Origin of the sequence: Streptomyces sp. NBC_01549, from assembly GCF_026339955.1 — a bacterium.
Classification (GTDB): Bacteria; Actinomycetota; Actinomycetes; order Streptomycetales; family Streptomycetaceae; genus Streptomyces.
Genome location: NZ_JAPEPW010000002.1, coordinates 415,080 through 437,498, shown reverse-complemented (window position 1 = coordinate 437,498; position 22,419 = coordinate 415,080). Strand labels below are relative to the sequence as shown.

At 69.2% G+C, this 22,419-nt stretch carries 21 protein-coding genes; 13 read left to right on the top strand and 8 right to left on the bottom strand.

The genetic code is table 11. The features are described 5' to 3' along the window. Positions 1–7: 7 nt before the first annotated feature. Both OG819_RS36590 and OG819_RS36585 read right to left on the bottom strand, forming a co-directional pair. Positions 8–1,714 carry an MFS transporter gene (locus OG819_RS36590; protein WP_266655442.1) on the bottom strand — a complete coding sequence of 569 codons (1,707 nt, stop codon included), beginning with the start codon at positions 1,712–1,714 and terminating at the stop codon, positions 8–10. Between the two features lie 131 nt (positions 1,715–1,845). After that, positions 1,846–2,307 (bottom strand): MarR family transcriptional regulator, encoded by a 462-nt coding sequence (locus OG819_RS36585; protein ID WP_266653417.1) that lies wholly within the window; start codon positions 2,305–2,307, stop codon positions 1,846–1,848. A gap of 186 nt (positions 2,308–2,493) precedes the next feature. On the opposite strand from OG819_RS36585, the gene OG819_RS36580 reads away from it, so the two are divergent. From OG819_RS36580 to argG, 4 genes are all read left to right on the top strand, one after another. After that, entirely contained in the window at positions 2,494–4,050 is a 1,557-nt protein-coding gene (locus OG819_RS36580; protein ID WP_266653415.1) for a hypothetical protein, read from the top strand. Positions 4,051–4,151: 101 nt separating this feature from the next. Then, positions 4,152–4,319, top strand: coding sequence for a hypothetical protein (locus OG819_RS36575; RefSeq protein WP_266653413.1), 168 nt, complete (start codon positions 4,152–4,154; stop codon positions 4,317–4,319). A 12-nt stretch (positions 4,320–4,331) separates the two neighbouring features. Then, the gene (locus tag OG819_RS36570; protein ID WP_266655440.1) at positions 4,332–4,976 is read left to right on the top strand and encodes a class I SAM-dependent methyltransferase; all 645 of its coding nucleotides are present in this window, start codon (positions 4,332–4,334) and stop codon (positions 4,974–4,976) included. Between the two features lie 715 nt (positions 4,977–5,691). Then, positions 5,692–7,140: an argininosuccinate synthase gene (gene argG / locus OG819_RS36565; RefSeq protein ID WP_266633571.1), complete on the top strand. Its 1,449-nt coding sequence runs from the start codon at positions 5,692–5,694 to the stop codon at positions 7,138–7,140. A 268-nt stretch (positions 7,141–7,408) separates the two neighbouring features. Here the strand turns inward: argG and OG819_RS36560 are convergent, their stop codons facing one another. Beyond that, on the bottom strand, positions 7,409–8,542 hold the full coding sequence (locus OG819_RS36560; RefSeq protein ID WP_266423984.1) for a glutathione-independent formaldehyde dehydrogenase: 1,134 nt from the start codon (positions 8,540–8,542) through the stop codon (positions 7,409–7,411). Between the two features lie 176 nt (positions 8,543–8,718). Between OG819_RS36560 and OG819_RS36555 the strand changes: the two genes are divergently transcribed. After that, positions 8,719–8,910, top strand: a complete 192-nt coding sequence (locus OG819_RS36555; protein ID WP_030190387.1) for a hypothetical protein — start codon at positions 8,719–8,721, stop codon at positions 8,908–8,910. 282 nt (positions 8,911–9,192) lie between these two features. Here the strand turns inward: OG819_RS36555 and OG819_RS36550 are convergent, their stop codons facing one another. After that, positions 9,193–10,644 carry a cytosine permease gene (locus OG819_RS36550; protein WP_266633574.1) on the bottom strand — a complete coding sequence of 484 codons (1,452 nt, stop codon included), beginning with the start codon at positions 10,642–10,644 and terminating at the stop codon, positions 9,193–9,195. Between the two features lie 617 nt (positions 10,645–11,261). After that, positions 11,262–11,636, bottom strand: a complete 375-nt coding sequence (locus OG819_RS36545; RefSeq protein WP_266633576.1) for a winged helix-turn-helix domain-containing protein — start codon at positions 11,634–11,636, stop codon at positions 11,262–11,264. Positions 11,637–11,769: 133 nt separating this feature from the next. Here OG819_RS36545 and OG819_RS36540 point away from each other — a divergent pair, with 133 nt between their 5' ends. Further along, positions 11,770–12,015 carry a hypothetical protein gene (locus OG819_RS36540; RefSeq protein WP_266653411.1) on the top strand — a complete coding sequence of 82 codons (246 nt, stop codon included), beginning with the start codon at positions 11,770–11,772 and terminating at the stop codon, positions 12,013–12,015. Further along, positions 12,012–12,419 carry an ANTAR domain-containing protein gene (locus OG819_RS36535; RefSeq protein ID WP_266633580.1) on the top strand — a complete coding sequence of 136 codons (408 nt, stop codon included), beginning with the start codon at positions 12,012–12,014 and terminating at the stop codon, positions 12,417–12,419. The genes OG819_RS36540 and OG819_RS36535 overlap by 4 nt, the downstream gene beginning before the upstream one ends. 258 nt (positions 12,420–12,677) lie before the next feature. On the opposite strand, the gene OG819_RS36530 is transcribed toward OG819_RS36535, so the two are convergent. Next, positions 12,678–13,490: an SAM-dependent methyltransferase gene (locus tag OG819_RS36530; protein WP_266653409.1), complete on the bottom strand. Its 813-nt coding sequence runs from the start codon at positions 13,488–13,490 to the stop codon at positions 12,678–12,680. A gap of 558 nt (positions 13,491–14,048) precedes the next feature. Between OG819_RS36530 and OG819_RS36525 the strand changes: the two genes are divergently transcribed. The 4 genes from OG819_RS36525 to OG819_RS36510 all read left to right on the top strand — a co-directional run bounded on the left by OG819_RS36525 (position 14,049) and on the right by OG819_RS36510 (position 16,794). Then, positions 14,049–15,221 carry a SpoIIE family protein phosphatase gene (locus tag OG819_RS36525; protein WP_323139396.1) on the top strand — a complete coding sequence of 391 codons (1,173 nt, stop codon included), beginning with the start codon at positions 14,049–14,051 and terminating at the stop codon, positions 15,219–15,221. Positions 15,222–15,233: 12 nt separating this feature from the next. Continuing rightward, entirely contained in the window at positions 15,234–15,572 is a 339-nt protein-coding gene (locus OG819_RS36520) for a hypothetical protein (protein WP_266653407.1), read from the top strand. A 73-nt stretch (positions 15,573–15,645) separates the two neighbouring features. Continuing rightward, positions 15,646–15,972 (top strand): hypothetical protein, encoded by a 327-nt coding sequence (locus OG819_RS36515; RefSeq protein ID WP_266633591.1) that lies wholly within the window; start codon positions 15,646–15,648, stop codon positions 15,970–15,972. A gap of 6 nt (positions 15,973–15,978) precedes the next feature. Continuing rightward, on the top strand, positions 15,979–16,794 hold the full coding sequence (locus OG819_RS36510) for a hypothetical protein (RefSeq protein WP_266653405.1): 816 nt from the start codon (positions 15,979–15,981) through the stop codon (positions 16,792–16,794). 425 nt (positions 16,795–17,219) lie between these two features. Here the strand turns inward: OG819_RS36510 and OG819_RS36505 are convergent, their stop codons facing one another. Both OG819_RS36505 and OG819_RS36500 read right to left on the bottom strand, forming a co-directional pair. Further along, the gene (locus OG819_RS36505; protein WP_266653403.1) at positions 17,220–19,946 is read right to left on the bottom strand and encodes a cation-translocating P-type ATPase; all 2,727 of its coding nucleotides are present in this window, start codon (positions 19,944–19,946) and stop codon (positions 17,220–17,222) included. Positions 19,947–19,948: 2 nt separating this feature from the next. Beyond that, complete coding sequence (locus OG819_RS36500; RefSeq protein WP_266633599.1) at positions 19,949–20,830, bottom strand: universal stress protein; 882 nt, start codon at positions 20,828–20,830, stop codon at positions 19,949–19,951. 276 nt (positions 20,831–21,106) lie between these two features. Between OG819_RS36500 and OG819_RS36495 the strand changes: the two genes are divergently transcribed. Further along, positions 21,107–21,586 (top strand): cation:proton antiporter regulatory subunit, encoded by a 480-nt coding sequence (locus OG819_RS36495; protein WP_266653401.1) that lies wholly within the window; start codon positions 21,107–21,109, stop codon positions 21,584–21,586. 3 nt (positions 21,587–21,589) lie between these two features. Continuing rightward, the gene (locus OG819_RS36490) at positions 21,590–22,219 is read left to right on the top strand and encodes a cation:proton antiporter (protein ID WP_266653399.1); all 630 of its coding nucleotides are present in this window, start codon (positions 21,590–21,592) and stop codon (positions 22,217–22,219) included. Positions 22,220–22,419: the final 200 nt, after the last annotated feature.

The window sequence follows — 22,419 nt, the reverse complement described above, 5'->3', positions numbered from 1 at the left end:
CGCCCGGTTACGAGGGTGCGTTGTCCCGGCGCTGTGCTGCCTGCGGCGGATCGGCCGGGGCGGGCGGTCGGCTCTGTGGAGGGTTGTCCTGAGCGGGACGACGCCCGCCGCGCAGGGCCGAGGCGACCGCGGAGACCAGCGCCATGCCCGCGGCGACGCCGAAGACGATGGCCAGTCCGTGGTGGAACGGGCCGGAGACCAGATTCGGGAAGAACGTGTGACCGGTCAGGGTGGCGCGTTGGGCCGCGGAGAGGTGGTTGAGGGCTCCGTCGGACGCGAGCAGGTGCTCGATGGGGTTGTTGCCCAGGAACGTGGCGAACAGCGTGCTCACCGGAGGCAGCGATGCCGCGTGCTCGGCCGCGCCGGCCGGTACGCCGTGGGCCTGGAGTCCGCCGCTGAGCGCCCTGGGCAGCGACGAAGCCAGCCCGGAGACCATCAGGGAGAAGAACACGCCGATCGACAGGGCGGTGCCCGAGTTCTGGAACGTGGAGCGCATGCCCGAGGCGACGCCCCGGAACTCCGGCGGCACACTGCCCATGATCGAGGACGTGTTCGGTGCGGAGAACATGCCCTGGCCCAGCCCGTTGAGGAGGAGCAGCGCGGCGAAGAGCCCGTAGTCGAAGTTGATCGGCAGTGCGAGCAGTCCGAGGAAGGAGCCCGCGACGACGACCAGACCGACCGTGGAGAACATCCGGGCGCCGAACCGGTCCGACAGGTAGCCGGAGACGGGCCCCGCGATCAGGAAGCCCAGCGTCAACGGCAGCATGAAGATGCCCGCCCACAACGGGGTGTCCTCGTACGCGTAGCCGTGCAGGGGCAGCCAGATGCCCTGCAGCCAGATGATGAGCATGAACTGCAGCCCGCCGCGTGCGATCGCGGTCAGCAGTGCCGCCAGGTTGCCGGCGGCGAACGCCCGCACCTTGAACAGGGACAGGGTGAACATGGGGTCGGCGACGCGCGACTCGACGTAGCAGAAGAGCAGCAGCAGTACGACGCCGCCGATCAGGCCGGTGAGCACCCACGGATTTCCCCAGCCGGTGGCGTGGGAGCCGTAGGGCTGGATGCCGTAGGTGATGCCGGCCAGCAGGATTCCGGCGCCCGCGGCGAAGGTGATGTTGCCCAGCCAGTCGATGCGGCCGGGGCGGCCCGCCGAGGTCTCGCGCAGGCTCAGGTACGACCAGATCGTGCCGGTGATGCTGATCGGCACGCTCACCCAGAAGACCGCGCGCCAGTCGACGACGGCGAGCAGGCCGCCGGCGAGGAGGCCGAGGAACTGGCCGGCGAGCGCGGTGATCTGGTTGATGCCGAGGGCCATTCCGCGCTGCCGGGCCGGGAAGGCGTCGGTGAGTATCGCGGCCGAGTTGGCGGTGAGCATGGAACCGCCGAAGGCCTGCACGATGCGCCAGAGAATCAGCCACATCGCGCCGGCGCCGGCCCGGAACGGGTCGAGGGACAGCGCGACGGAGGCACAGGCGAAGATGAGGAAGCCGAGGTTGTAGATCTTGACCCGGCCGTACATGTCGCCGAGCCGGCCCAGCACGACGACGAGTACGGCCGACACCAGGAGATAGCCCAGGATCATCCAGAGCAGATAGCCGATGTTGCCGGGCGCGAGCGGGTCGAGCCCGATCCCGCGGAAGATCGCGGGCAGCGAGATGATCACGATGGAGGCGTCCATCGTGGCGATCAGTACACCGAGCGTGGTGTTGGACAGAGCGACCCACTTGTAGCCGGGGCCCGGGGGTGAGTCCTTCCGGCGCGTGGAGCGCGGAGCACGCGGGGCCGACGCCCCGCCCCCTCGCGGCTGGCCCGGGTGTCGGTCGCCCGCACCGGGGATGCGCGCGTTCACAGTCGTTCCGCCAGTCGGTCGAGGAGGGGCAGGGCCGACGCGAGTGTCTCTCGCTCCTCCGTGGTGAACCCGTCGAGGACGACCGAGAGCCGGTGTACGGACTCGGAGCGCCGCTCCGCCAGCATGGTCCGTCCCTCCTCGGTGATCGCCACGATGATCCGTCGCCGGTCCGCCGCGTCGGAGCCACGGCCGACGAGCCCGCGCTGTTCGAGCACGGCGAGCGTGCTGGCCATCGCCTGTGGCCGTACGCGTTCCAGGTCGGCGAGGGATCCCGGCGAGCTGGGGCCGTCGGCGGCGAGCCGCGCGAGCACGGAAACACCGGAGAGCGACACGTCCCCCACGGCGTGGGCCTGGCGCAGTCGCCGGGTCATGCGACCGACGGCGAGGCGAAGGCCGGCGGCGAGCCGGGCGGTGTCACCGGGACCGCGGATGTGATCGGGACCTGCTTCTGTATCCACCTGCACAATTACTTACGATAGGTTTATCAGTCTAGGCTGATAAACCAAATGTTAGTAATTATTGAGGTGGCGGCCGGATATCGGGTCTGCCGCCAGGAGTGCTGCGCACCCTCTGTCGCGATCGAACGATTGAACGTACCCTGACAAGTCATAGAACTTCGGGCGTGATTGACTGGGGGAGCCGTCATGTCCTGGGACAACAACGGCTTGCGCGCCGGATTCGTCGTACCGCCGATGCCGAGCGCGCCGCCGCGCGCTCCCGCTGATGGGTTGCGAGCGGCCGCGGTGGCACTGCTGAACCTCTGTGGACTGGGCCTGGGTTACGCGCTGGTGCGCCGGTGGGGACTGATGGCGCTGTGCTGGGTCGCGACCGCGATTCTGCTCTTCGTCGCCCTGCCCGCGGACCCGGACGGTGTCCCCGGTGGAGCCGTCGTCACCTACCTGATCTTCCTCGGTCTCGCGGCCGTCCACGGTGCGGTCGTGGGTCTGCGGACCCGTCTGGTGTGGCCGCCGCGCGCCTGGCTCGCGAGCGCGCTCGGTGTCGTACTGCTGGCCGTGCCGGCCGGAGGCGTCGTTCTGTACGACGGCGCGCGTGACGAGGCCACCGAGGCGATGCTCATCGATCGGCTGGAGCGGGCGGACAAGCTTGTCCAGACCGCCGGGAAGCAGCCGTTCGCGACGGCGGAGGCCGATTACCGCCGGTCACTGGCCGTCTACCGGGGCCTGCGCAACGACCACCCCGACTCGCGCGCGGCGGCCCGCGTCCCCGACCGGCTCAAGACGTACTACGCCACCGTCGGTTCGCCCTACGCTCAGAAGAACTACTGCGACGCCATAGCGCCCTTGAAGTACCTCCGCACCGTACCGAGGACCATGGGCAAGCAGGCGCTCGGAGCACTGTCCACCTGGCCCGACGACCGGCTGGCGACCTCACTCTATGAGTGTGCGTCGCAGTCGCTGAGCGGCGGCGAGGCGGACTGGACCACGCACTTCAGCGACCTCCTGTCGACCTTCCCTCGGTCCGCGTCGGCCGCGAAGGTGGAACCGGCGGTCAAAGCGGAGGTCGACAAGGCCGTGCATCAGGTGGGTGGCGGCGACCCCTGCGCGGCCGTCCAGCGCCTCGACAGCCTCGGCACCCAGGTCGCCGCGCTGCCGGGAGAACAGGCGGGCGTGGCCGCGGCCCTCGACAAAGACGCCGACCGGGCCAACACGACTGCGGACTCGGGTACGTACGCCTGCGGTGTGGACCAGTACAAGGACGGGAACTTCGACGAGGCCATCACCACCATGGACGGCTTCGTCAAGAACAACCCGCACCACAAGAACCGGGCCCGCGCCCAGAAGATCGCCATCGCGGCGGAAATCGCCCAGACAGTGCCCGCCGCGGGCAAGAGACTGCCTACAACGGCATCCGGCGGCAGCATCTCCGTCACCGTCAAGAACGACAGCCCCGACGACATCACCGTGATGTACACGGGACCTGTGACGGGAAGCTTTCCTCTCAAGGCCTGCGGAAGCTGCACTTCCTACTCCCTCTCCAGCACGCTGGTGCCGGGCTTCACACCGTGCCACGACAGCGGGAAGAGCTACCCGCAGCGGACCATCCAACTACCCGCCGGTACCACGTACTTCGTCCACAAGGCCCGGAGCGGAACCGGAAAGTCCCCTGCCTCGGACACGGCCAAGCTGAGGTCCGGCTACATCTACACCGAGTGCGCCTACACGACGAGCTTCGGCTACTGACAGCCGGGCCGTCCCGCGGAGTCGCCCGGCTCGTGATTCGGGGCACCCAGGGGCGCGTCAGGGATACGGCGGTCCAGCATGCCCTGTGTGATGGTGATCGCATGGCCGGTGAGACGATGAGGTTCGAACCCGATCTGTACCGTGGCACCGCCGGATACTACGACCGGTTCCGGCTTCCCTACCCCGACGCGTTGATCGCCGACCTCCTACGCCGGGCAGCCCCGTCGGGACGCGGGCGTCTGCTCGACCTGGCATGCGGCACCGGCTAACTCGCCTTCCCGCTGCGCGGCCGGTTCGCGGACGTATGGTGCGTGGACGCCGAACCCGACATGACCGAGGCGGTCCGCGCGAAGGCGAGCGCCGTCGCCGCGGCCCACATCCATACGATCACCGTCCGCGCCGAGGATCTCCCCGCAGAGCCGGACAGCTTCGAGCTCATCGTCATCGGCAACGCCTTCCACCGGCTCCACCGCGCCCTGATCGCCGAGCGCGCCTACTCCTGGCTCAAGCCCGGCGGCTGCCTCGCACTGTGCTGGTCGACCTCCCCGTGGGCAGGCCCCCAGGACTGGCAGCGGGCACTCGACAGCACGCTGCGCACATGGCGGAACGTCCTCGGCGCGGCCGGACGCGTTCCGCCAGGTTGGGACCAGTCAAGGCAGCGCGACCCTGACCGCGACGTGTTGTCCCGTGCGGGGTTCGAGTCTGCGGGACGCCATGAGTTCTCGGTCGAGCACCACTGGACGATCCGCGAACTCGCCGGGCACATCCGGTCGACATCGTTCCTGCCGCCGCAGGTGCTCGCGGACCGCACCGACGCCTTCGATGCCGACCTCACCGCCGAACTCAGCCGCCACACGGCCAAGGACCGCCTCACCGAGACAGTCAGCTTCGCCTACGAACTGGTCCGCAAGCCCGCACTCGCGTGAACGCCGGGACCAGGTGGTTCCAGACAGGGGCGCTGTCGGTGACGGCGGTGTCGGTGGCGGTGCGCTGCGTGAGGAGGGCATCGGCTCGTCGAGAAGGCTGCACAGCTCGTCGTCGTCCTTCCATGCGACGCGACGCGGGGAGGCGGCACAGAGCTCCAGCAGGGGGCCGCAGTTCAGGCGGAGTGGTCGTCTTGAGACTGTCCTGGAGCCGCCCGGGCGGCGCCTCGCTCTCGTCGCGGCGCCGCTGGCACTGGCCGCCGTCGTGGGCCTGGGCGTGGTGGTGGTCGACAGCGCGCAGTACGGCAAGGGCGACACCCCTGCCGCAGGTGTCACCGGGGGCGACCACCAGAAGGTCCCGCTACCGTGCCGTGGCGAAGCTCCCGGGCGTGCGCGTCGTGAAAAGCGTCAAGGACGGGGCGGGCGGACCGGTATCGGCCTCACGTATACGAGCTCCAAGAGCTCGTCAACGAGTGCGAGCGACTATTGGGTCTTCGACTCGAAGAGCCTGACCACGTGGGTTGGGTGTCCGCCACCACGCTCCCCGTGAACGAAACGGTTTCGTTCACCTCAATGCCCCCAGCGTAGCTACGGGGCTATCGAAACGACATCGTTTTTTGTGTGTCCTGGGTCACAAAAATGCGCGCGTATGCCGCGAAGTCGACGGCGCTGCGGCGGTTGGCTTGCATGATCATGCTGAATGTTGCATAGTTTTGCCATGTCCAAGGTCCTCACTTCCCTCCCCACCGGCGAGCGCGTCGGCATCGCCTTCTCCGGCGGGCTCGACACGTCGGTCGCCGTCGCCTGGATGCGTGACAAGGGCGCTGTCCCGTGCACGTACACCGCCGACATCGGCCAGTACGACGAGCCCGACATCGCGTCCGTGCCCGGCCGTGCCACCGCGTACGGCGCCGAGATCACCAGGCTCGTCGACTGCCGTGCCGCGCTGGTCGAGGAAGGGCTGGCGGCGCTCGCATGCGGCGCGTTCCACATCAGGTCGGGCGGGCGCCCGTACTTCAACACCACACCGCTGGGGCGTGCCGTGACCGGCACCCTGCTGGTGCGGGCCATGCTCGAGGACGGGGTGCAGATCTGGGGCGACGGCTCCACGTTCAAGGGCAACGACATCGAGCGGTTCTACCGGTACGGGCTGCTCGCCAACCCGCACCTGCGGATCTACAAGCCGTGGCTGGACGCGGAATTCGTCACGGAGCTCGGCGGCCGCAAGGAGATGTCGGAGTGGCTGCTCGCGCACGGGCTGCCGTACCGGGACTCGACGGAGAAGGCGTACTCCACGGACGCCAACATCTGGGGCGCCACGCACGAGGCCAAGACCCTGGAGCACCTCGACACGGGCATCGAGACGGTCGAGCCGATCATGGGCGTGCGGTTCTGGGACCCGTCGGTGGAGATCGCCGCGGAGGACGTGACGGTCAGCTTCGACCAGGGCCGTCCGGTCACCATCAACGGCAAGGAGTTCGGCTCCCCGGTCGACCTCGTCATGGAGGCCAACGCGATCGGCGGCCGCCACGGCCTGGGCATGTCCGACCAGATCGAGAACCGGATCATCGAGGCCAAGAGCCGCGGCATCTACGAGGCGCCGGGCATGGCGCTGCTGCACATCGTCTACGAGCGTCTGGTCAACGCGATCCACAACGAGGACACCGTGGCCGCGTACCACAACGAGGGCCGACGGCTGGGCCGGCTGCTCTACGAGGGCCGCTGGCTGGACCCGCAGGCGCTGATGGTGCGTGAGTCGCTGCAGCGCTGGGTCGGCGCGGCGATCACCGGCGAGGTGACGCTGCGGCTGCGGCGCGGCGAGGACTACTCGGTCCTCGACACCCGGGGCCCGGCGCTCAGTTACCACCCGGACAAGCTCTCCATGGAGCGGACCGAGGACTCGGCGTTCGGCCCGGTGGACCGCATCGGCCAGCTCACCATGCGGAACCTGGACATCGCCGACTCCCGTGCCCGTCTCGAGCAGTACGCGGGCCTGGGCCTGGTCGGCAGCGACCACCCGACGCCGATCGGCGCCGCGCAGGCGGCCGCGACCGGTCTGATCGGCGCCATGGACGAGGGTGGCGCCGAGGTGATCGCCTCGCGTGGTGAGGCCACGGACGAGGAGACGATGCTGGACCGTGCCGCGATGGAGTCCGGCACGGACTGACACCGGTCACCGGTCGTACGTACCTGGGCGGCGGGCCCCGGCGGATGCTGTTCCGCCGGGGCCCGCCGTCGTCCGCTGCGCGAGGGGTTCACCGCCTTGGCTCCCGTCGTCGACAGGGACCTCGCGCAGGGGGAGTGGCGGGGCCAGGGCCCGCGGACACACCGTCCGCCGACGTCCCCCGTTCGCGGGGGAGTTCCCGCACATCTGACGGGCCATCACATCGCGACAGTCGGCGAGTGGGAGTGTCCGGAGGGCGCGATCCGCAGGGCTACGGGTGCAGTATCACCTTCGTGTAGCCCTCGATCCGCTTGTCGAACTTGTCGTAGCCCGACGGCGCCTGATCCAGGGGCAGTTCGTGGGAGACGACGAAACTGGGCTTCGCCCTGCCCTCGATGATCATGTCGCGCAGGTACCGGTTGTAGCGCTTCACGTTGCACTGTCCCGTCCCCATCCGCAGGCCCTTCTCGAAGAGCTTGCCGATCGAGACGAGGAGCATGCCCTGCTTGGCCTGCTCGTCCGGGCCGCCGGGGTCGGAGGGCACATAGAGGCCGGGCACGCCGAGCGCTCCGGTGGCTCGAACCGTGCCGACGAGCGAGTTGAGGACGGTCGCCGGTTCCTCGCGGTCCGTGCCATGTCCTGTCGCCTGATAGCCGACGGCGTCAATGCCCTTGTCCGTGCCGATGCCGTCCGTCTGGTCCTTGATCTGTTCGATCGGGTTGCCCTCGGAGAAGTTGATCGGAACCGCGCCTATCTCCTCGGCCTTCTGCAGCCGTTCGGGCACTCGGTCCACGACGAAGACCTGCTTCGCGCCGCGCATCAGAGCCGAGTAGGCGGCCATGAGTCCGACAGGCCCTCCGCCGTACACCGCGACGCTCTCGCCCGGGCGGACCTGGGCGAGTTCACAGCCGTGGTATCCGGTGGGGAAGATGTCGGCGAGCAATATGAAATCACTCTCGTGCTCGTTTCCCGGCGGCAGCTTCAGGCAGTTGAAGTCGGCGTAGGGAACGCGCAGATATTCGGCCTGGCCGCCCTTCCAGGGGCCCATGGCGACGTATCCGTACGCGCCGCCCGCGAAACCGGGATTGACGGTCAGACAGTATCCGGTGAATCCCTCGACGCAGTTCATGCAGAACCCACAGGCGACATTGAAGGGCATGACCACGCGGTCGCCCTCCTTGAGTGAGGTGACGCCCTGGCCGAGTTCCTCGATGATCCCCATGTTCTCGTGGCCGAAGACGATGCCCGGCTCGGCGGCGGTACGGCCCTCGTACATGTGCAGATCGGATCCGCATATCGCGGTCGAGGTGACCCGTACGATCACATCGTTCGGATGCTGAATGCTGGGCTTTTCAACATCTTCGACCGCAACGCTGAACGGCCCCTTGTAAACGACGGCCTTCACGGTTGCCTCCTCCGCTCGGTGACGTATGTATCTGCTGTCCACGCCCCCGCCCGCATTCTCCGCGTGACCCATCTCTCATGATTCTCCGTCCTGCACGATCGGACAAGCCGGTAATGTCGATGTGAATAACTGCCCGGTGCCGTGCAGAGAAATGCAATGGAGAGGTAGGACGAAAGATGTCAGCACAGCGACTGGGAACCCTGCTTGTCCCCGTACCAGGTTTGTCCGGCACCACGTACCCGCCGGGAACGACCGTGACGGTCCGCGGCCGAGGCGCTACCGTCGACGCCTTCGTCAACGGCGACTGGCTTCCCTTGTCTTGGTGGGAATTCTCCGACGGCCTCCGCGAGGACATCGCCGACCGCTGACCTGGCCTGCGCCCCGCCTCTTCTACTTCGAGGCCGACGCCCCGCCGATGACCGGCCCCTCGTACGTCAGTGACGAGGGTGTTCTGCGCACCGACAGTGCTGTCGCCTTGCCGTCGACCGTCTTGGTCCGGCAGCGCCTGCACGACCGACCGGCATGCGATCTTCAGTCCTGAGCCCGCGTCCGGCGAGTGGGCGCGGGGCCTGGTCGCGACGTCGCTCGCGGCGATCCGGTCCATTGCTCCGGGCGCCGATGGGCCGTTGCTTCGGGCGCCCAAGGGAAGGTCATGGCTCCCGGTGCTCGTGGGACGCCGATTCCAGCGCCACGATCTCCTCCTCGGCCAGCCGGGCCTCGGCATCGACATCGATCGACCGGGTGAGCAGCCAGTAGAGCACCGCGGAGACGGGCAGTCCGATGAACAAGGCGATGTCCGCACCGCCGAGCGCACGGGCGGCGGGCCCGACGTAGAGCGTGCCGACGGAGAAGAACGGCACCATGACGGCGAAGCCCACCAGGTAGGAGATGATGCCGTGCCAGCCCCAGCGGCCGTAGATGCCGTGCGGGTTGAAGATCTCGGCGACCGCGTAGTGGCCGCGGCGTACCACGTAGTAGTCCATGAGGTTGACAGAGGTCCACGGAATGAACAGGTAGAGGACCACCAACAGGAAGTTGTTGAAGTTCTCGAGGAAGTGGGCGGTGGAGGCCAGAGCCCCCGCGATGGAGAGCGCCGCGGTGAGGCCGATCGTCACGACTCGTACGGCGACGGTCGGCCGCACTCTCTTGAACGAGTCGATCGCGCTGATGAGGGTGAGGGACCCGCCGTACATGTTCAGGGCGGTCACCGAGATCAGACCCAGGGCGGAGAACAGCAGGACGATCGCGCCGAAGCCGCTGAACACCTTGTCGCCCGCCGCGTTGATCGAGCGGATGGTCTCGAAGTCCTTGCCCGCCCACGCGGCGAGCAGAGCGCCGAGACACATCAGCCAGATGCCGCCGAGCGCCGACCCGAAGTACGTCCAGTAGAAGGTCTTGCGGACGGTCACGTCCGGCGGGAGGTAGCGGGAGTAGTCCGAGACGTAGATGGCCCAGCTGATCTGGTAGCCGGCGACCACGCCGAACTGCGCGAGGAACGGGGTCCACTGGAAGCCGTCGAGGTCGAAGGAGCCCGGGGGATAGTGCAGGGTGAGCAGGATGCCCACGGTGAAGATCCCGAAGATGACCAGGAAGGTGTAGGTGAGCACTCGTTCGGCGCGGTGGATGACGTCGTAGCCCACCAGCGCGATGACGAACCCGATGAGTGTGACCACGACGACCCACAGCTTGACGCCGCCGTGCAAGGTGGTGTGCAGGGCCTCGCCGGCCAGGATCGTGTTGAAGACGTTGAACCCCGCGTACTGCACATAGGCGAACAGCCATACGAGCAGGGCCCCGACGTAGCCGAACTGCGGCCGTGACTGGATCATCTGCGGCAGTCCCAGCTGCGGGCCCTGTGCCGAGTGGAAGGCCATGAAGAACGTGCCGAGGATGGTGCCCGCCGCGATCGCGATCAGCGACCAGACGAGGTTGCCGCCCTCGGTGATGCTGATCAGCCCTACGGCCAGGGTGGCGATCTGCGCGTTGGACATGAACCAAAGAGGCCCCAGGTGCCAGAGCTTTCCGTGCCGCTCGTCCAGGGGGACGTAGTCGATGGAGCGGATTTCCAGACCCGATACCCGTGGCTGCGACGATGTGGTCACGAGTGCCTCCTTTGAGGGAGTTCATCATGCGATGAAAAGATTAGCCACCTGTGATCACGTTCATCCCTCTTGCTGCACTGGTCAAGCGGGGCCGTACCGGTCAGTATGTCCGCCCGGCACGTGGTGCAACCCATGAAGCGGGGCCCGTTGAGGTCATGCTCCGGGCGTCGACCGCCCTCGTCGCCGGTCGGGCCCACGGTGCCGCGTCCAGCCTCGTGGCGCTCGGCGCGGGACTTCGACGCGGGCGGAGGTGAGGGCCCGATCGAAGCCCCGTACGTCCTTGATGGCACCGGGAAAATAGTCGGCGGCCGGCACCGAGGCCGGGGGCGGTGGGCCCCGGTCGGCGACCGCCTCCTGGAGGGACGGCCCGGCCGGCGGGGGACCGTCCGAGGAAGACCCGGCCCATACTGCTGACGCCCGCACGTCCGGGTGACCGGTAGTTCCCGACGGAGCTCGGATCCTCCGGCTCCAGCCCTGCCACGATCCCGTCCCGACGTGCCGGCCCACGCGATCTTCGCGGTCATGTCTTCGGTGTGCGGGCTCGTCGTGGTCGATCCACGATCGGCGCGCGTCGCGCACTCGGCGGTAGGGCAGGACGGTCGGCTCGGCCGGACAGGTCAGCCCTCTGCGCGCCGAGCGGAATGATCGAACACGAGCGGGTGCCGCTCGCGCTCGGCCCTGCCGTCGTGTCGTGCGTCGTGCTGGTCGAGGAGGGCCAGCAAACCCTCGACGGTCAACCCGGCGTCGGCCGGGTGCCGGAGGATGGTCCCCGGTTCGATATGGTAGACGTTGGAGCGCCCTTGGCGGGAGTGGGTGAGATAGCCGTCCTGCTCCAGATCGGAAATGATCTTCTGGACGGCGCGCTCGGTGAGCCTGCACCGTGCGGCGATATCGCGGATGCGGGTGCCCTGATCCCTGGAGATCGCGGCCAGAACCCGGGCGTGGTTGGTGAGAAAGGTCCAGCCGGTGTGTCCCTGCGGTACTTCACCCATGCCTATGAGGATAGGGCTCGGCATTCACGCATTCAAAAGGGCGAAAGGAAGTTCCTGTATCTCTTGACGTGTGAGGATCCGAAGGCTGACGCTGTAAGCAGTGAGATAGGCGGATGCCCCAGGAGCGACTGCCATGTACGAACGTCCACTCTCCCTCCAGGCCGGGAGCGAAGGCCAGGCCACAGGCGACGCTGCGTGCCAAGCGTCGGCCGTGGCGGTCTCCGGTGCCACCGACACCGACACCGAATCCGAGCGGCAACTGCAGCGCTCCGCGCGTGAAGCGCTCACGCGGTCGATCAGCGGCCTGGACCTCGACCTGACCGGAATCGACTTCCGCATCCTGCCAAGAACGACAGAGCGAACCAGGAGGATGGGTTGAGCGACGACGCCGAGCAGGACCTGCGCACCGAAGTCGTCCAGCTCAAACGGGCCATGCAGACCCGGCCGGTCATCGATCTGGCCCGGGGAGTCCTGATGGCCTCGTTCGGCCTGAGCGCCGACGACGCCTGGAATGTTCTGGTCGAGGTGTCCCAGCACACCAACACAAAAGTCCACTGCCTCGCCGAAGATCTGGTCAGCGCCGTCAACGGAGATCCGCTTCCCGACCCGCTCCGGCAACAAGTGTCCGCGGCGGTCACCGAAGTTCTCGGTCCCCACGCCCCCCACCATCCGAACGTCGACTGGATTTCTCCCACGGACCGGAGGTCACAGGCGGACGGTGACAGGAGTGCGTCGGGGGTGTGTCGGCGTGACGGCCGCCATGACGCACCCGTCCCACCGTGACGCCGACCGTCTCGACGGGCAGTGCGCTCGGGACGGCCGAAACGGAGGCCGTAGCCGGGCGAGTTGGCTCATCTCCGCCTCCATCGCTGTCGGGAGGCAGCAACCCGGACCGATCGAAACAGCCCGTACGGCAAGGGCGCCGGCGGGACCGGCCTCGCCCACCCTCGGTGTGGCCGGCCGCCAGGCCGCCGTACGCCGCTACCCGCGCGTACGCCCTCGGGGGCGACTTGGCAGCCCTGTGGTTCGCGGTGCGCCTCGTCACGCACGCTTACGGCCGACACCCGCGTACACCCAGTACTCCGACGGGTTGGCCGGGATGTGGTCGTCCGGGTCCGGGCGCCACAGGGGTACGTAGACCAGGCCGGGCTCCACCAGGTCGAAGCCGTCGAAGAGATCTCGGATCTCGCTGCGGGAGCGAGCGGTGACCGGGGATGTCGCCTTGGACCGGTACAGCTGTCCGACAGCGGCGGCCGTGTCCGGGCGATCCTGGTTCGTCGCGTGCGTCAGCGCCAGCCAGCTTCCCTCGGGCAGGGCGTTTCGGAACGCCGCCACGATGCCCGCGGGGTTCTCCTCGGGTGTGATGAAGTGCAGGATCGTGATCATCAGCACCGCGACCGGCTGCTCGAAGTCGATCAGTTTCCCTACCTGCGGGGACGACAGGATGTCGGCCGGCCGGCGGATGTCGGCGTCGACGATGTCAGCACCGGGATTGTGGGCGAGCAGGGCAGTGCTGTGGGCCACGGCCACCCGGTCACTGTCCACGTAGACCACCCGGGCTTCCGGGCAGACCGCCTGTGCCACCTCGTGAACGTTTCCCTGTGTCGGGATGCCCGATCCGAGGTCGATGAACTGCCGCACCCCGGCTTCTATCAGAAAGCGCACGGCCCGCCCGAGAAAAGCGCGATTGGCCCGCGCCAGCGTACGCACCTGGGGGTCGATCGCCGTGAAGGCCGCCAACGCCTCCCGGTCTATGGGGAAATTGTGCTGCCCGCCGAGCATCGCGTCGTACATCCGGGCAACGCTCGCCTTGTCGGGGTCGATCCCCTGTGGGAGACCTTCGTTGTCCGCCAACTCAACTCCCTTTCACATACGTGATCTTGACGCTCCATCATATAGTTGCCGACCATGTGTGGCGGGACGGCGCCCAGGCCACGCGCTGCCTGAGTCGGGCCCCATCGGAAAGGCACAACCCTGCGGAACGAAGCGCATTGTCACACGGACGACGAACCCGCCACCGCACGTTCGCGCCCTCAGCCGGCCTTTTCCCCCGCGGCCGACGCCATCGGATCCGAACTCGACCTGCGCCTGACCGGAAGCCATGTCGTCCACGCACTGACGCCCGGATTCTGCGACGCGGCCTCGGTCTACCTGCTGGAGCGCTGGCTGCTGGAGGAGAACGCGTACGGTTCCGCGGAACCGCCCCAGATCGAGGCCCGCCGACTGGCGCTGCGTATCGGAACGGACGCGCCCGAGGACTGGGAAGGGCTGCTGCCGGTCGGCGAGGTCATCGTCTTTCCGCGCGGGACGCCCTACACACGTGCCATCGCCACCTTCAAGGCGCAACTGCTCGACACGGTCGACGCCCATACCTCCGCGCGGCTCAGCACCTCCGGTGGCGGCGACGCACGCATGGACGTCCTCCTGCGGACCGCTTCCTTCCTCGTCGTCCCGCTGCATCTGCGCGGTACCGCCGTCGGATTCATCGCCTGCACGCGCGGCCCGGACGAAGCGCCCTTCCTGCCCGGCGACGCCGAGGCCGTGGAGTCGCTGGCCGCGCGAGCCTGCGTGGCCCTGGACAACGCACGCCGGTACGAACGCGAACGCCGTACGGCCCTGGCCATCCGTCGAAGCCTGCTGCCCGCCACCGACCAGACGTTCGAGGGGTGCCGCATCGCCCACGGCTACCTCCCCGCCGGGCAGGACAACCTCATCGGCGGTGACTGGTTCGACGTGCTGCCGCGGTCGGAAGGCCGCGTCAGCTTGATCGTCGGGGACGCCATGGGCCATGGTCCGGAATCGGCCGTCGCCGTGATCCAACTGCGTACCGCCGTCCGTACCCTGGCGGGACTGGACATCACCCCGGCGGAGTTGATGCGCCGTCTCGACGCGCTCGCCTGTGACACACCGGGCGCTTCCTTCGCCACGTGCATGTACGCCGAGTGGGACGCGAAACGCCACATCTGTACCTTTGTCGGGGTGGCCCTGGACGTGGACTGGCGGGTGCCGGCTACCAACCGGCCGACGGTGGCGGTGCCGTGGTCCCAATCGGATGCGGCCACCCCGGTCACGGACGAGCTGGCGTGGATCCAGTACCTGAAGAGCATCGGCGCCCCGCGTCCGGAGCGGGTCATCAGCTCGGAGAAGGCTCTGTCCCTGCTCGGGTCCACGGCGGAGTACCGGGCCGCGTTCCACAACTCGCCGTCCACGAACCAGATCCCGACCGGGATGCTCGCTCCGGAGGAGGTCAACCGGGTCCGCGCCAAGTACAACTTGCCGCCCGTCACCGCCTACGACGTGCAGGTGTACGACAGCAGCGACAACCTGGTGCGCACGACCCCGGAATCGCTGTGGGCGATGATCCCGCCGCGCCGCGAACAGTGGGGCGAGACGCAATACGGTCTGACCGCCGAGGCGATCGAGCTGCGCGGCAAGGGAGTCATCACTGCCGATGAGGCCCCCGGCATCGTGATCACCACGCATGTGCAGACGCGCACCCCAGTCCAACTGTCCACGATCTCTGCCGCTGCTGCGATGCCCGTGCTGTACGTGCCGGACATCCACATTGCCGCGACGGTCTTCTAAAGGGAGCTGGCCATGGCGAAGTTGGCGCGCACGGTGTTCGTACGAGACCCCGAGCAGGGCCCGATCCGACTAGAAGCGGGGGAAGAGGTTCCCGAGCGGCTCGCACTGCTCATCCCGAACCCGGCCGCGTGGTCAGGGGAGGCTCCCTCTCCAGAGGAGGACACCCCGACCCCGATCGGCGCGGACGGTGTGGCGGGAGAGACGCCAAGCGTGGCGGATCCTTCCTCGGAGCCGGAGCCGGAGCCGGAGCCGGAGCCGGAGCCGGAGCCGGAGCCGGAGCCGGAGCCGGAGCCGGAGCCGGCTAAGACCCCGAGACGACGCGCCGCGAAGACGGCTGGCGCAGGCGGGTAGGTAGCGGTACATCACCAGTGAGGCTCGGCACCGCCACAGTACCGAGCCTCGCCCCGTACGACAGGAGGATCTCGTGGAAGTCGCTGTACGCGCCTGGCTGCTGGCTCAGCTCGGCCCCACCACTGACACCTCCGACCTCGACACACGCTATGCGCGGCTGACCTCCGCTCGCGCTGTCGCAAACGAGGTCTTGGCCGAGCGACGCGCGAAGCTGCTCGCCGACCCGCTCCGCATGACAGTGGACGGCGTGGTCACCATCGACCAGAGCAACAACCTCGCAGGGCTCGAACGCCAGATTGCGGCGCTCGTGGACCTGGTCGCGCCGGACGAACTGTCCGCAGGAGAGGAAAGCACTGACCTCGTGACCGCGCCACTGCTGCGCGCTCGCCGGGGCCGGTAGACCGCCATGCCGTACGAGTGGCCACCGCTGGTGGCCGGAGACCCGGTCAAGATCGCGCGTCGCGTCGCGGCCGTACTCGAAGACGCCTGGCAGCGGCTCGCCGCCCAACAGCGTGCCGTCCTGTCCCAGTTCGCCGACAACCCGAGGACGCCGCACACCGTGGCGACGCTGGAGGAGTTCAAGCAAGCGATCCGTGCCTTCCGCCAACGTGTAGACCAAGAGGCGCAGCAGTTCGTCCAGCGGCAGTTACCTCACCTGTACGCTGCTGGCGCTCAATCCGCCGCCGAAGCCCTCGACGTGACCTTCACCTGGACCACCTCTCACCGCGACGCCCTACAGTCGCTCGCGGCCGACTCCTACGCCGACTTCCTGCGCCGCTCCCAGGAAGCCGAGCGAATGGCCAACCAGTTCTATCGGGCGGCCCGCGAGGCAGCCCGCCGAGAGGTTGCGCTGCTGGCTGCGGGCAACATGACGGCGATGCAGGCCGCACAGAATTTGGCGGCCAGACTTACCGCCGAGCACAAGCTGACCCACGTCGTCTACCGCAACGGCGCTCGCGTCCCGGTCCGCGCCTGGGCTGAGGCCGCTACCCTCGCCAAGTCGGCCGTCGCCTACAACGCCGGCACCCTTAACCGGACCCGCCAGGCAGGCGTCACGATGGTCGAGGTCTTCGACGGCCTCGACTGCGGCTGGACCGCCCATCAGGACACCGACAAGGCCAACCGCACAGTGCGAACCGTCGAGGATGCTGCGGGGTGGCCGATCTCCCATCCGCGCTGTCGGCGGGCGTTTGGTCCACGGCCGGATCTGACTTCGGTCTGACGTGTCCGGAAGTCACGGCTTCCGGTGTGGCGCCTGGTCCAGCTTCCCGTCCACGGCAGCGTCGATCAGTAGACGCGCATGGCGCTGTACCGCAGCAGGCCCGGCTGGAGCTGGTGCCAGAGGGGGCGTGGGAGCCGCCGGGCTTCAGCGAGGAGGGCTGGCTTGAGCGGTCGGCGGTGGCCGCGTGAGCAAGGAGGCGCCGCGCGCGGGCTGTGGCCGTGCGGCGGCCGTTCCCGACGGCTTCTACGAGCCGCCTCCGACGGTCCGCCTTCACACCGTGTGGTGCGGGGGCCCGGGGGCCGGGATGTCCGTGGACGTCCAGTGTGTCGACCTGCCGGTGTTGCGGGACTACTCCCCTTCGCTGCTGGCCAGTGTAACCGCACAGGGCGGCCGGGCCTGCACCGGAAAGAGGGCGGGGCGCCTGATCATGCGGGCTGGGAGGGCGTCAGCCAGGTCCGGGCAGTGCGCCAGAGGTGTTCAGCCACTACCACAGTGGATGCGGTGGCGAGGCAGATCGCCCACTGGGCCGCGCTGAGGGCGACGGTGTCGAAGACTCCCTGGGCCACGGGCACCTGTACGGCGATGACCTGCAGGACGAGCACCGCGGCGAGGCAGATCCACAGGGTGCGGTTGTGCAGCTGGTGCCGACCGAGGACAGGTTCGTCCTCGCTGCGGGCGGCCAGGGCGTTGCACAGCTGGAAGAGGACGAAGGTGGTGAAGGCCATGGTGGCGGCGGTCGTCGTATCGGTGAGGTGACGGGCGGCGGCGAAGACGGCCACGGTGCCGGTGGCCATGACCGCGCCGGCGCGGGTGATGACGGTCAGGCGGCGGGTGTTCAGGATGCGTTCGTCGGGCGGGCGGGGCGGGCGGTGCATCACGTTCTCTCGGGGCGGGTCGATGCCCAGGGCCATGGCGGGCGGGCCGTCCATGATGATGTTGACCCACAGCAGCTGGATCGCGGACATGGGCGCGGGCAGCCCGGCCAGCACGGTGGCGAGCAGGGTGAGGATGGCGCCGATGTTGGTGGACAGCTGGAAGCGAACGAAGGTGACGATGTTGTCGTAGATGGAGCGTCCCTCACGGACGGCGCGGACGATGGTGGAGAAGTCGTCGTCGGTCAGGACCATGTCGGCGGCTTCCTTGGCGACGTCGGTGCCGGTGATGCCCATGGCGACGCCGATGTGGGCGGCGCGCAGGGCGGCGGCGTCGTTGACTCCGTCGCCGGTCATGGCCACGATGTGGCCGCGCTCGGACAGGGCGCGCACGATGGTCACTTTATGTTCGGGGGCGACGCGGGCGAATACACCGATGTCCTCGATGCGTTCGGCGAGGTTACTCTCGCTCATCCGGGCCAGATCGGTGCCGGTGACGACGTCACCGGTGATGCCGAGTTCGCGGGCGATGGCCGCGGCGGTGTCGGCATGGTCCCCGGTGATCATCTTGACGGTGACGCCGGCGGCCTGGGCCAGGGTGACCGCGTCGCGGGCCTGGGGGCGGGGCGGGTCGGCAATCCCGGCGATCGCCGTCAGGGTCAGCCCCCGCACCTCGTCCGGGTGCGGCCGGTCCGTGACCGTGGTGGCGGCGCCGAGGACGCGCAGGCCCTGACCGCCCAGGTACCGGACGGCACCGGTGACCTCCCGGCGGCGCTCCGCGGTGAGCGGGGCGGGGCCGTGGTCGGTCAGGATGTGGCTGCAGCGGTCCAGCAGGACGTCGACGGCTCCCTTGACGTGGACGCGGACACCGCCGCCAGCTTCCGGGTGGAAGGTGGCCATGTACTTGGCGGCCGGGTCGAAGGGGATCTCGCCGGTGCGCGGTGTGCGGGTGCGCAGGGTTTCGGTGTCGAGGCCGGTCTTGGCGGCGAGTACGAGGAGGGCGGCTTCGGTGGGGTCGCCGATGATGCCCTGGCCGTCGGGGGCGAGGCGGGCGTCGTTGCACAGCGCGAACGGCAGCACCGCCTCGCGCAGGTCCGCAGGCGCGGCCCCCTCGCCGACGGGGCGTACGGTACCGGCAGCGTCGTAACCCTCGCCGGTCACCTCATACCGGTGTCCGGTGGTCCACAGGGCGCGGGTGGTCATCTCGTTCAGGGTCAGGGTGCCGGTCTTGTCGCTGCACACCACGGTCGCGGAGCCGAGGGCCTCGACGGAGGCCAGGCGTTTGATGATGGCGCCGCGGCGGGCCATCCGGTGCACGCCCAGGGCCAGCGTGAGGGCGAGGACAGCGGGCAGTCCCTCGGGGATCGCCGCGACGGCCAGGGCAACCGCGCGCAGCGCCAGGTCGGCCAGGTCCTCGCCGCGGATGAGGGCGACGAGCGCGTAGGCGGCGACGGCGATACCGCTGACCAGGGCCAGGCGCCGGCCCAGGCTGTCCATCTGGACCTGCAGCGGGCTCGGAGGCTCCTGGCCGGTGCGCAGCGCCTCGGCGATGCCGCCGACCTCGGTGCGCATCCCGGTGGCGGTGACGATCATCTCGGCGCGGCCGCGGGTGAGCGCGGTGTTCATGAACAGCATGCCAGTGCGTTCGGCGACGGGCACGGGCTCGTCGCCCTCGGCCGTCGTGGGTGCGGTCGTCTTGGCCACGGTGTGGGACTCACCGGTCAGCGTGGCCTCGGCGGCCTCGGCCGACTCGGCGACTACCAGACGCCCGTCGGCCGGGATGCGGTCGCCGGCTTCCAGCAGGACGACGTCGCCGGGCACCAGGGTGCGGGCGGGCACCACCTGGACCTGGCCGTCGCGGCGTATGAGGGCGGTTGGCACCAGCATCTGGCGCAGGGCTTCCAGGCTGCGCTCGGCGCGGCGTTCCTGCAGGAAGCCGAGGGTGGCGTTGATGAACAGGACGAGGGTGATGACGATGGCGTCCTTGACGTCGCCGATGATTCCGGCGACGACGGCGGCGGCAAGCAAGATGCCGATCAGCCAGTTGCGGAACTGGTCCAGCAGACGCAGCCACTGCGGCCGGCGGGCAGGTTCGGCCAGTTCATTGGCCCCCCAGGAAGCGACCCGCTGCTCAGCGTCCGCCGTGGTCAGGCCAGTGGCCAACTCCACGGCGAGCAGACCCGCCAGCTCTGCGACCTCCCGCCGGTAGGCATCCGTCACCGGTTCCGTCCGACTGGGTGGCGCCTCGGGCCCGGCGGTGGTGGAGGGCTGCGGGGACATGGTCACTCCTTGCCTCGGACGACGGTGACGGGGCAGTGGGCGTGGTGCAGCAGGGCCTGGCTGACCGAGCCGAGCAGCAGGCCCGTGAAGCCGCCACGGCCCCTCGCCCCGGTCACGACCAGCTGCGCGGACCGGCTCGCGTCGATGAGAGCGGGACGGATCCGGGAACGCACTAGGCGCCGTTCCACCGCCACCTGCGGAAAGACCTCTTCGAGAGGGGCCACTGCATCGGCCAGAAGGTCCTGCTCTGCCTGACGAAGATGCTCGGCGTCCACCACTACGGCGGTCAGGGGGTCGCCGGGGCCTTCGTAGGCGCGTTCGCTCCAGGTGTTCCACACATGCAGCGCCACCAGGGGCGCCCTGCGCAGTGCGGCCTCGGCGAACGCGAACTCCACCGCCGCCTGCCCGGCCTCGGAGCCGTCCACGGCCAGCACCACCGCACCGGCGGGATCGGGGCGGCCGCGCACCACCATCAGCGGGCAGTGGCCGTGGGCGGCCAGCTGCACCGCTGTCGAGCCCAGCAGCAGCCCGGCGAAGCCGGAAAGGCCCCGACTGCCGACCACCGCCAGCGCCGCCGCGCGCGACTCGATCTCCAGCACTTCCAGCGGCTCACCGGCCACCACCGACCGCGTGATCTCAATGTCCGGCGCTGCCGCGTGCGCCCGTTCCTCGGCGCGCGCCAGCACCCCGTGCACCATCGGCTCCAGGCCGTGGTCGGCAGGGCTCCACGGCGGTGCACCGACCGGCAGGTGTCCGGGCGCATGGCCGAAGGCGTGCACTACCCGTAGGGGCACCCCACGCAGTTGCGCCTCACGGGTCGCCACATCGACCGCGTCAAGGCTGGAGACGGAACCGTCCACCCCGACGATCACCGGATCACTCATTGCGCACTCCCGTCCCGCAGCGCCGTCGGCGAGCAGCCGCTTCGTTTCCCAGCCTCGGCTCGTTCCGCCTTCGGGGCCAGGGGCCATCAGGTCGCCTGAGGGGCCGCTCGGCCCTGCCGAGGCGCCCGAGCGGTCAGGACACTGGCATCAACCGAGACGGATCAAGGCGATGCCGGTCCTCGAGTACCCGTCGGCATCTGCCGAATATCTGGTATAGCGGGCCGCGCCACGGGGTGCGCACAGGTTCCGACCGCAGTGGCTGCCGGGGTGATGCATGTGGACGTCAACGAGGTGCTGCTGCCGGGCGTGGGGCTGCGGTACGAGTTCGTCAACCACGAAGGCGACCGGATCGGGGTCGTCGCCCAGCGTTCGGGGGACTTCGAGGTGGTTGTGTATCGCGGCGACGACCCCGACGAGGCCCGTCCGGTCTTCCGGCTCACCAGTCAAGAGGCCGACACCCTCGCCGAGATCCTCGGCGCCCCGCGCATCGCGGAACGCTTCGCCGACCTGACCCGCGAAGTGCCCGGCCTGAGCGCCGGACAGGTCGAAGTGCGTCACGGCAGCCCGTTCGCCGACCGCGCCCTGGGCGACACCCGGGCCCGCACCCGCACCGGCGCCTCGATCGTGGCCGTCGTCCGCGGCGAGGACGTCGTCGCCTCGCCCGGTCCCGGCCAATTGCTGCAGGCCGGAGACGCCCTCGTGGTCATCGGCACCCGCGACGGCATCGCCGACGTCCAGCGCATCATCCAGGGCTGAGCGGTGCACACCCCCATCGCCCTGCTGCTGGAACTGGGGGCCATCCTGACCGGGCTGAGCGTGCTCGGCACCCTCGCACGGCGCTACGCCCTCTCGCCCGTGCCGCTGTACCTGCTGGCCGGGCTGGCACTGGCCGGCGCCACCTACGTCTCCTCCTCCGGCATCATCGCCCGCCTGCTCGGCGACCTGCGCCGCCTGGGCAACCGGGAGACCCCGGCGGTGCTGTCCGTCCTGGTGATGGAGGACTTCGCCATGGCCGCATACCTGCCCCTGCTCGCCGTCATCACCTCCGGCGGCACCTGGTGGCAGGCGCTGCTCGCCGTCCTGGCAGCCACTGCGGCCGTCGCCGCCACGATCGCCGCCTCCGCCCGCTGGAGCCACCACGTCGGCCGGATCCTCACCCACCCCGAGCCCGAACAGGTACTCCTGCGGGTCCTCGGCATCACCCTCGTCGTCGCCGCACTCGCCGAAACCATCCACGTGTCTGCCGCCGTCGGCGCCTTCCTCATCGGGCTCGCACTGACCGGAACCGCCGCCGATCGGGCCCGGGCCGCGCTCAGCCCGCTGCGCGACCTGTTCGCCGCCGTGTTCTTCCTGGCCCTGGGCCTGGCCGTCGCCCCCCCGGCGACCTGATGTCCATGCTGCCCGCCGCCACAGCACTGGCCGTGGTCACCGCGTCGACGAAGCTGGCCTCCGGCTGGTGCGCGGCCCGCCGCGAGGGAGCGGGCCACCGCGGCCGGCTGCGGGCCGGGACCGCGCTGATCGCCCGCGGCGAGTTCTCCGTCGTCATCGTCGGCCTCGCCGGTACCGCAGACCAGCATTTCGGGGCCCTG

Excerpts from the sequence above, each read along its gene's own strand:
- OG819_RS36540 (WP_266653411.1), top strand. The coding sequence starts at position 11,770 with ATGTACGAACGTCCACTCTCCCTCCAGGCCGGGAGCGAAGGCCAGGCC.
- OG819_RS36500 (WP_266633599.1), bottom strand. The coding sequence starts at position 20,830 with ATGAGTGATCCGGTGATCGTCGGGGTGGACGGTTCCGTCTCCAGCCTT.
- OG819_RS36525 (WP_323139396.1), top strand. The coding sequence starts at position 14,049 with ATGGACGTCCTCCTGCGGACCGCTTCCTTCCTCGTCGTCCCGCTGCAT.
- OG819_RS36580 (WP_266653415.1), top strand. The coding sequence starts at position 2,494 with ATGTCCTGGGACAACAACGGCTTGCGCGCCGGATTCGTCGTACCGCCG.
- OG819_RS36575 (WP_266653413.1), top strand. The coding sequence starts at position 4,152 with ATGGCCGGTGAGACGATGAGGTTCGAACCCGATCTGTACCGTGGCACC.
- argG (WP_266633571.1), top strand. The coding sequence starts at position 5,692 with ATGTCCAAGGTCCTCACTTCCCTCCCCACCGGCGAGCGCGTCGGCATC.
- OG819_RS36545 (WP_266633576.1), bottom strand. The coding sequence starts at position 11,636 with ATGGGTGAAGTACCGCAGGGACACACCGGCTGGACCTTTCTCACCAAC.
- OG819_RS36510 (WP_266653405.1), top strand. The coding sequence starts at position 15,979 with ATGCCGTACGAGTGGCCACCGCTGGTGGCCGGAGACCCGGTCAAGATC.
- OG819_RS36555 (WP_030190387.1), top strand. The coding sequence starts at position 8,719 with ATGTCAGCACAGCGACTGGGAACCCTGCTTGTCCCCGTACCAGGTTTG.
- OG819_RS36505 (WP_266653403.1), bottom strand. The coding sequence starts at position 19,946 with ATGTCCCCGCAGCCCTCCACCACCGCCGGGCCCGAGGCGCCACCCAGT.
- OG819_RS36520 (WP_266653407.1), top strand. The coding sequence starts at position 15,234 with ATGGCGAAGTTGGCGCGCACGGTGTTCGTACGAGACCCCGAGCAGGGC.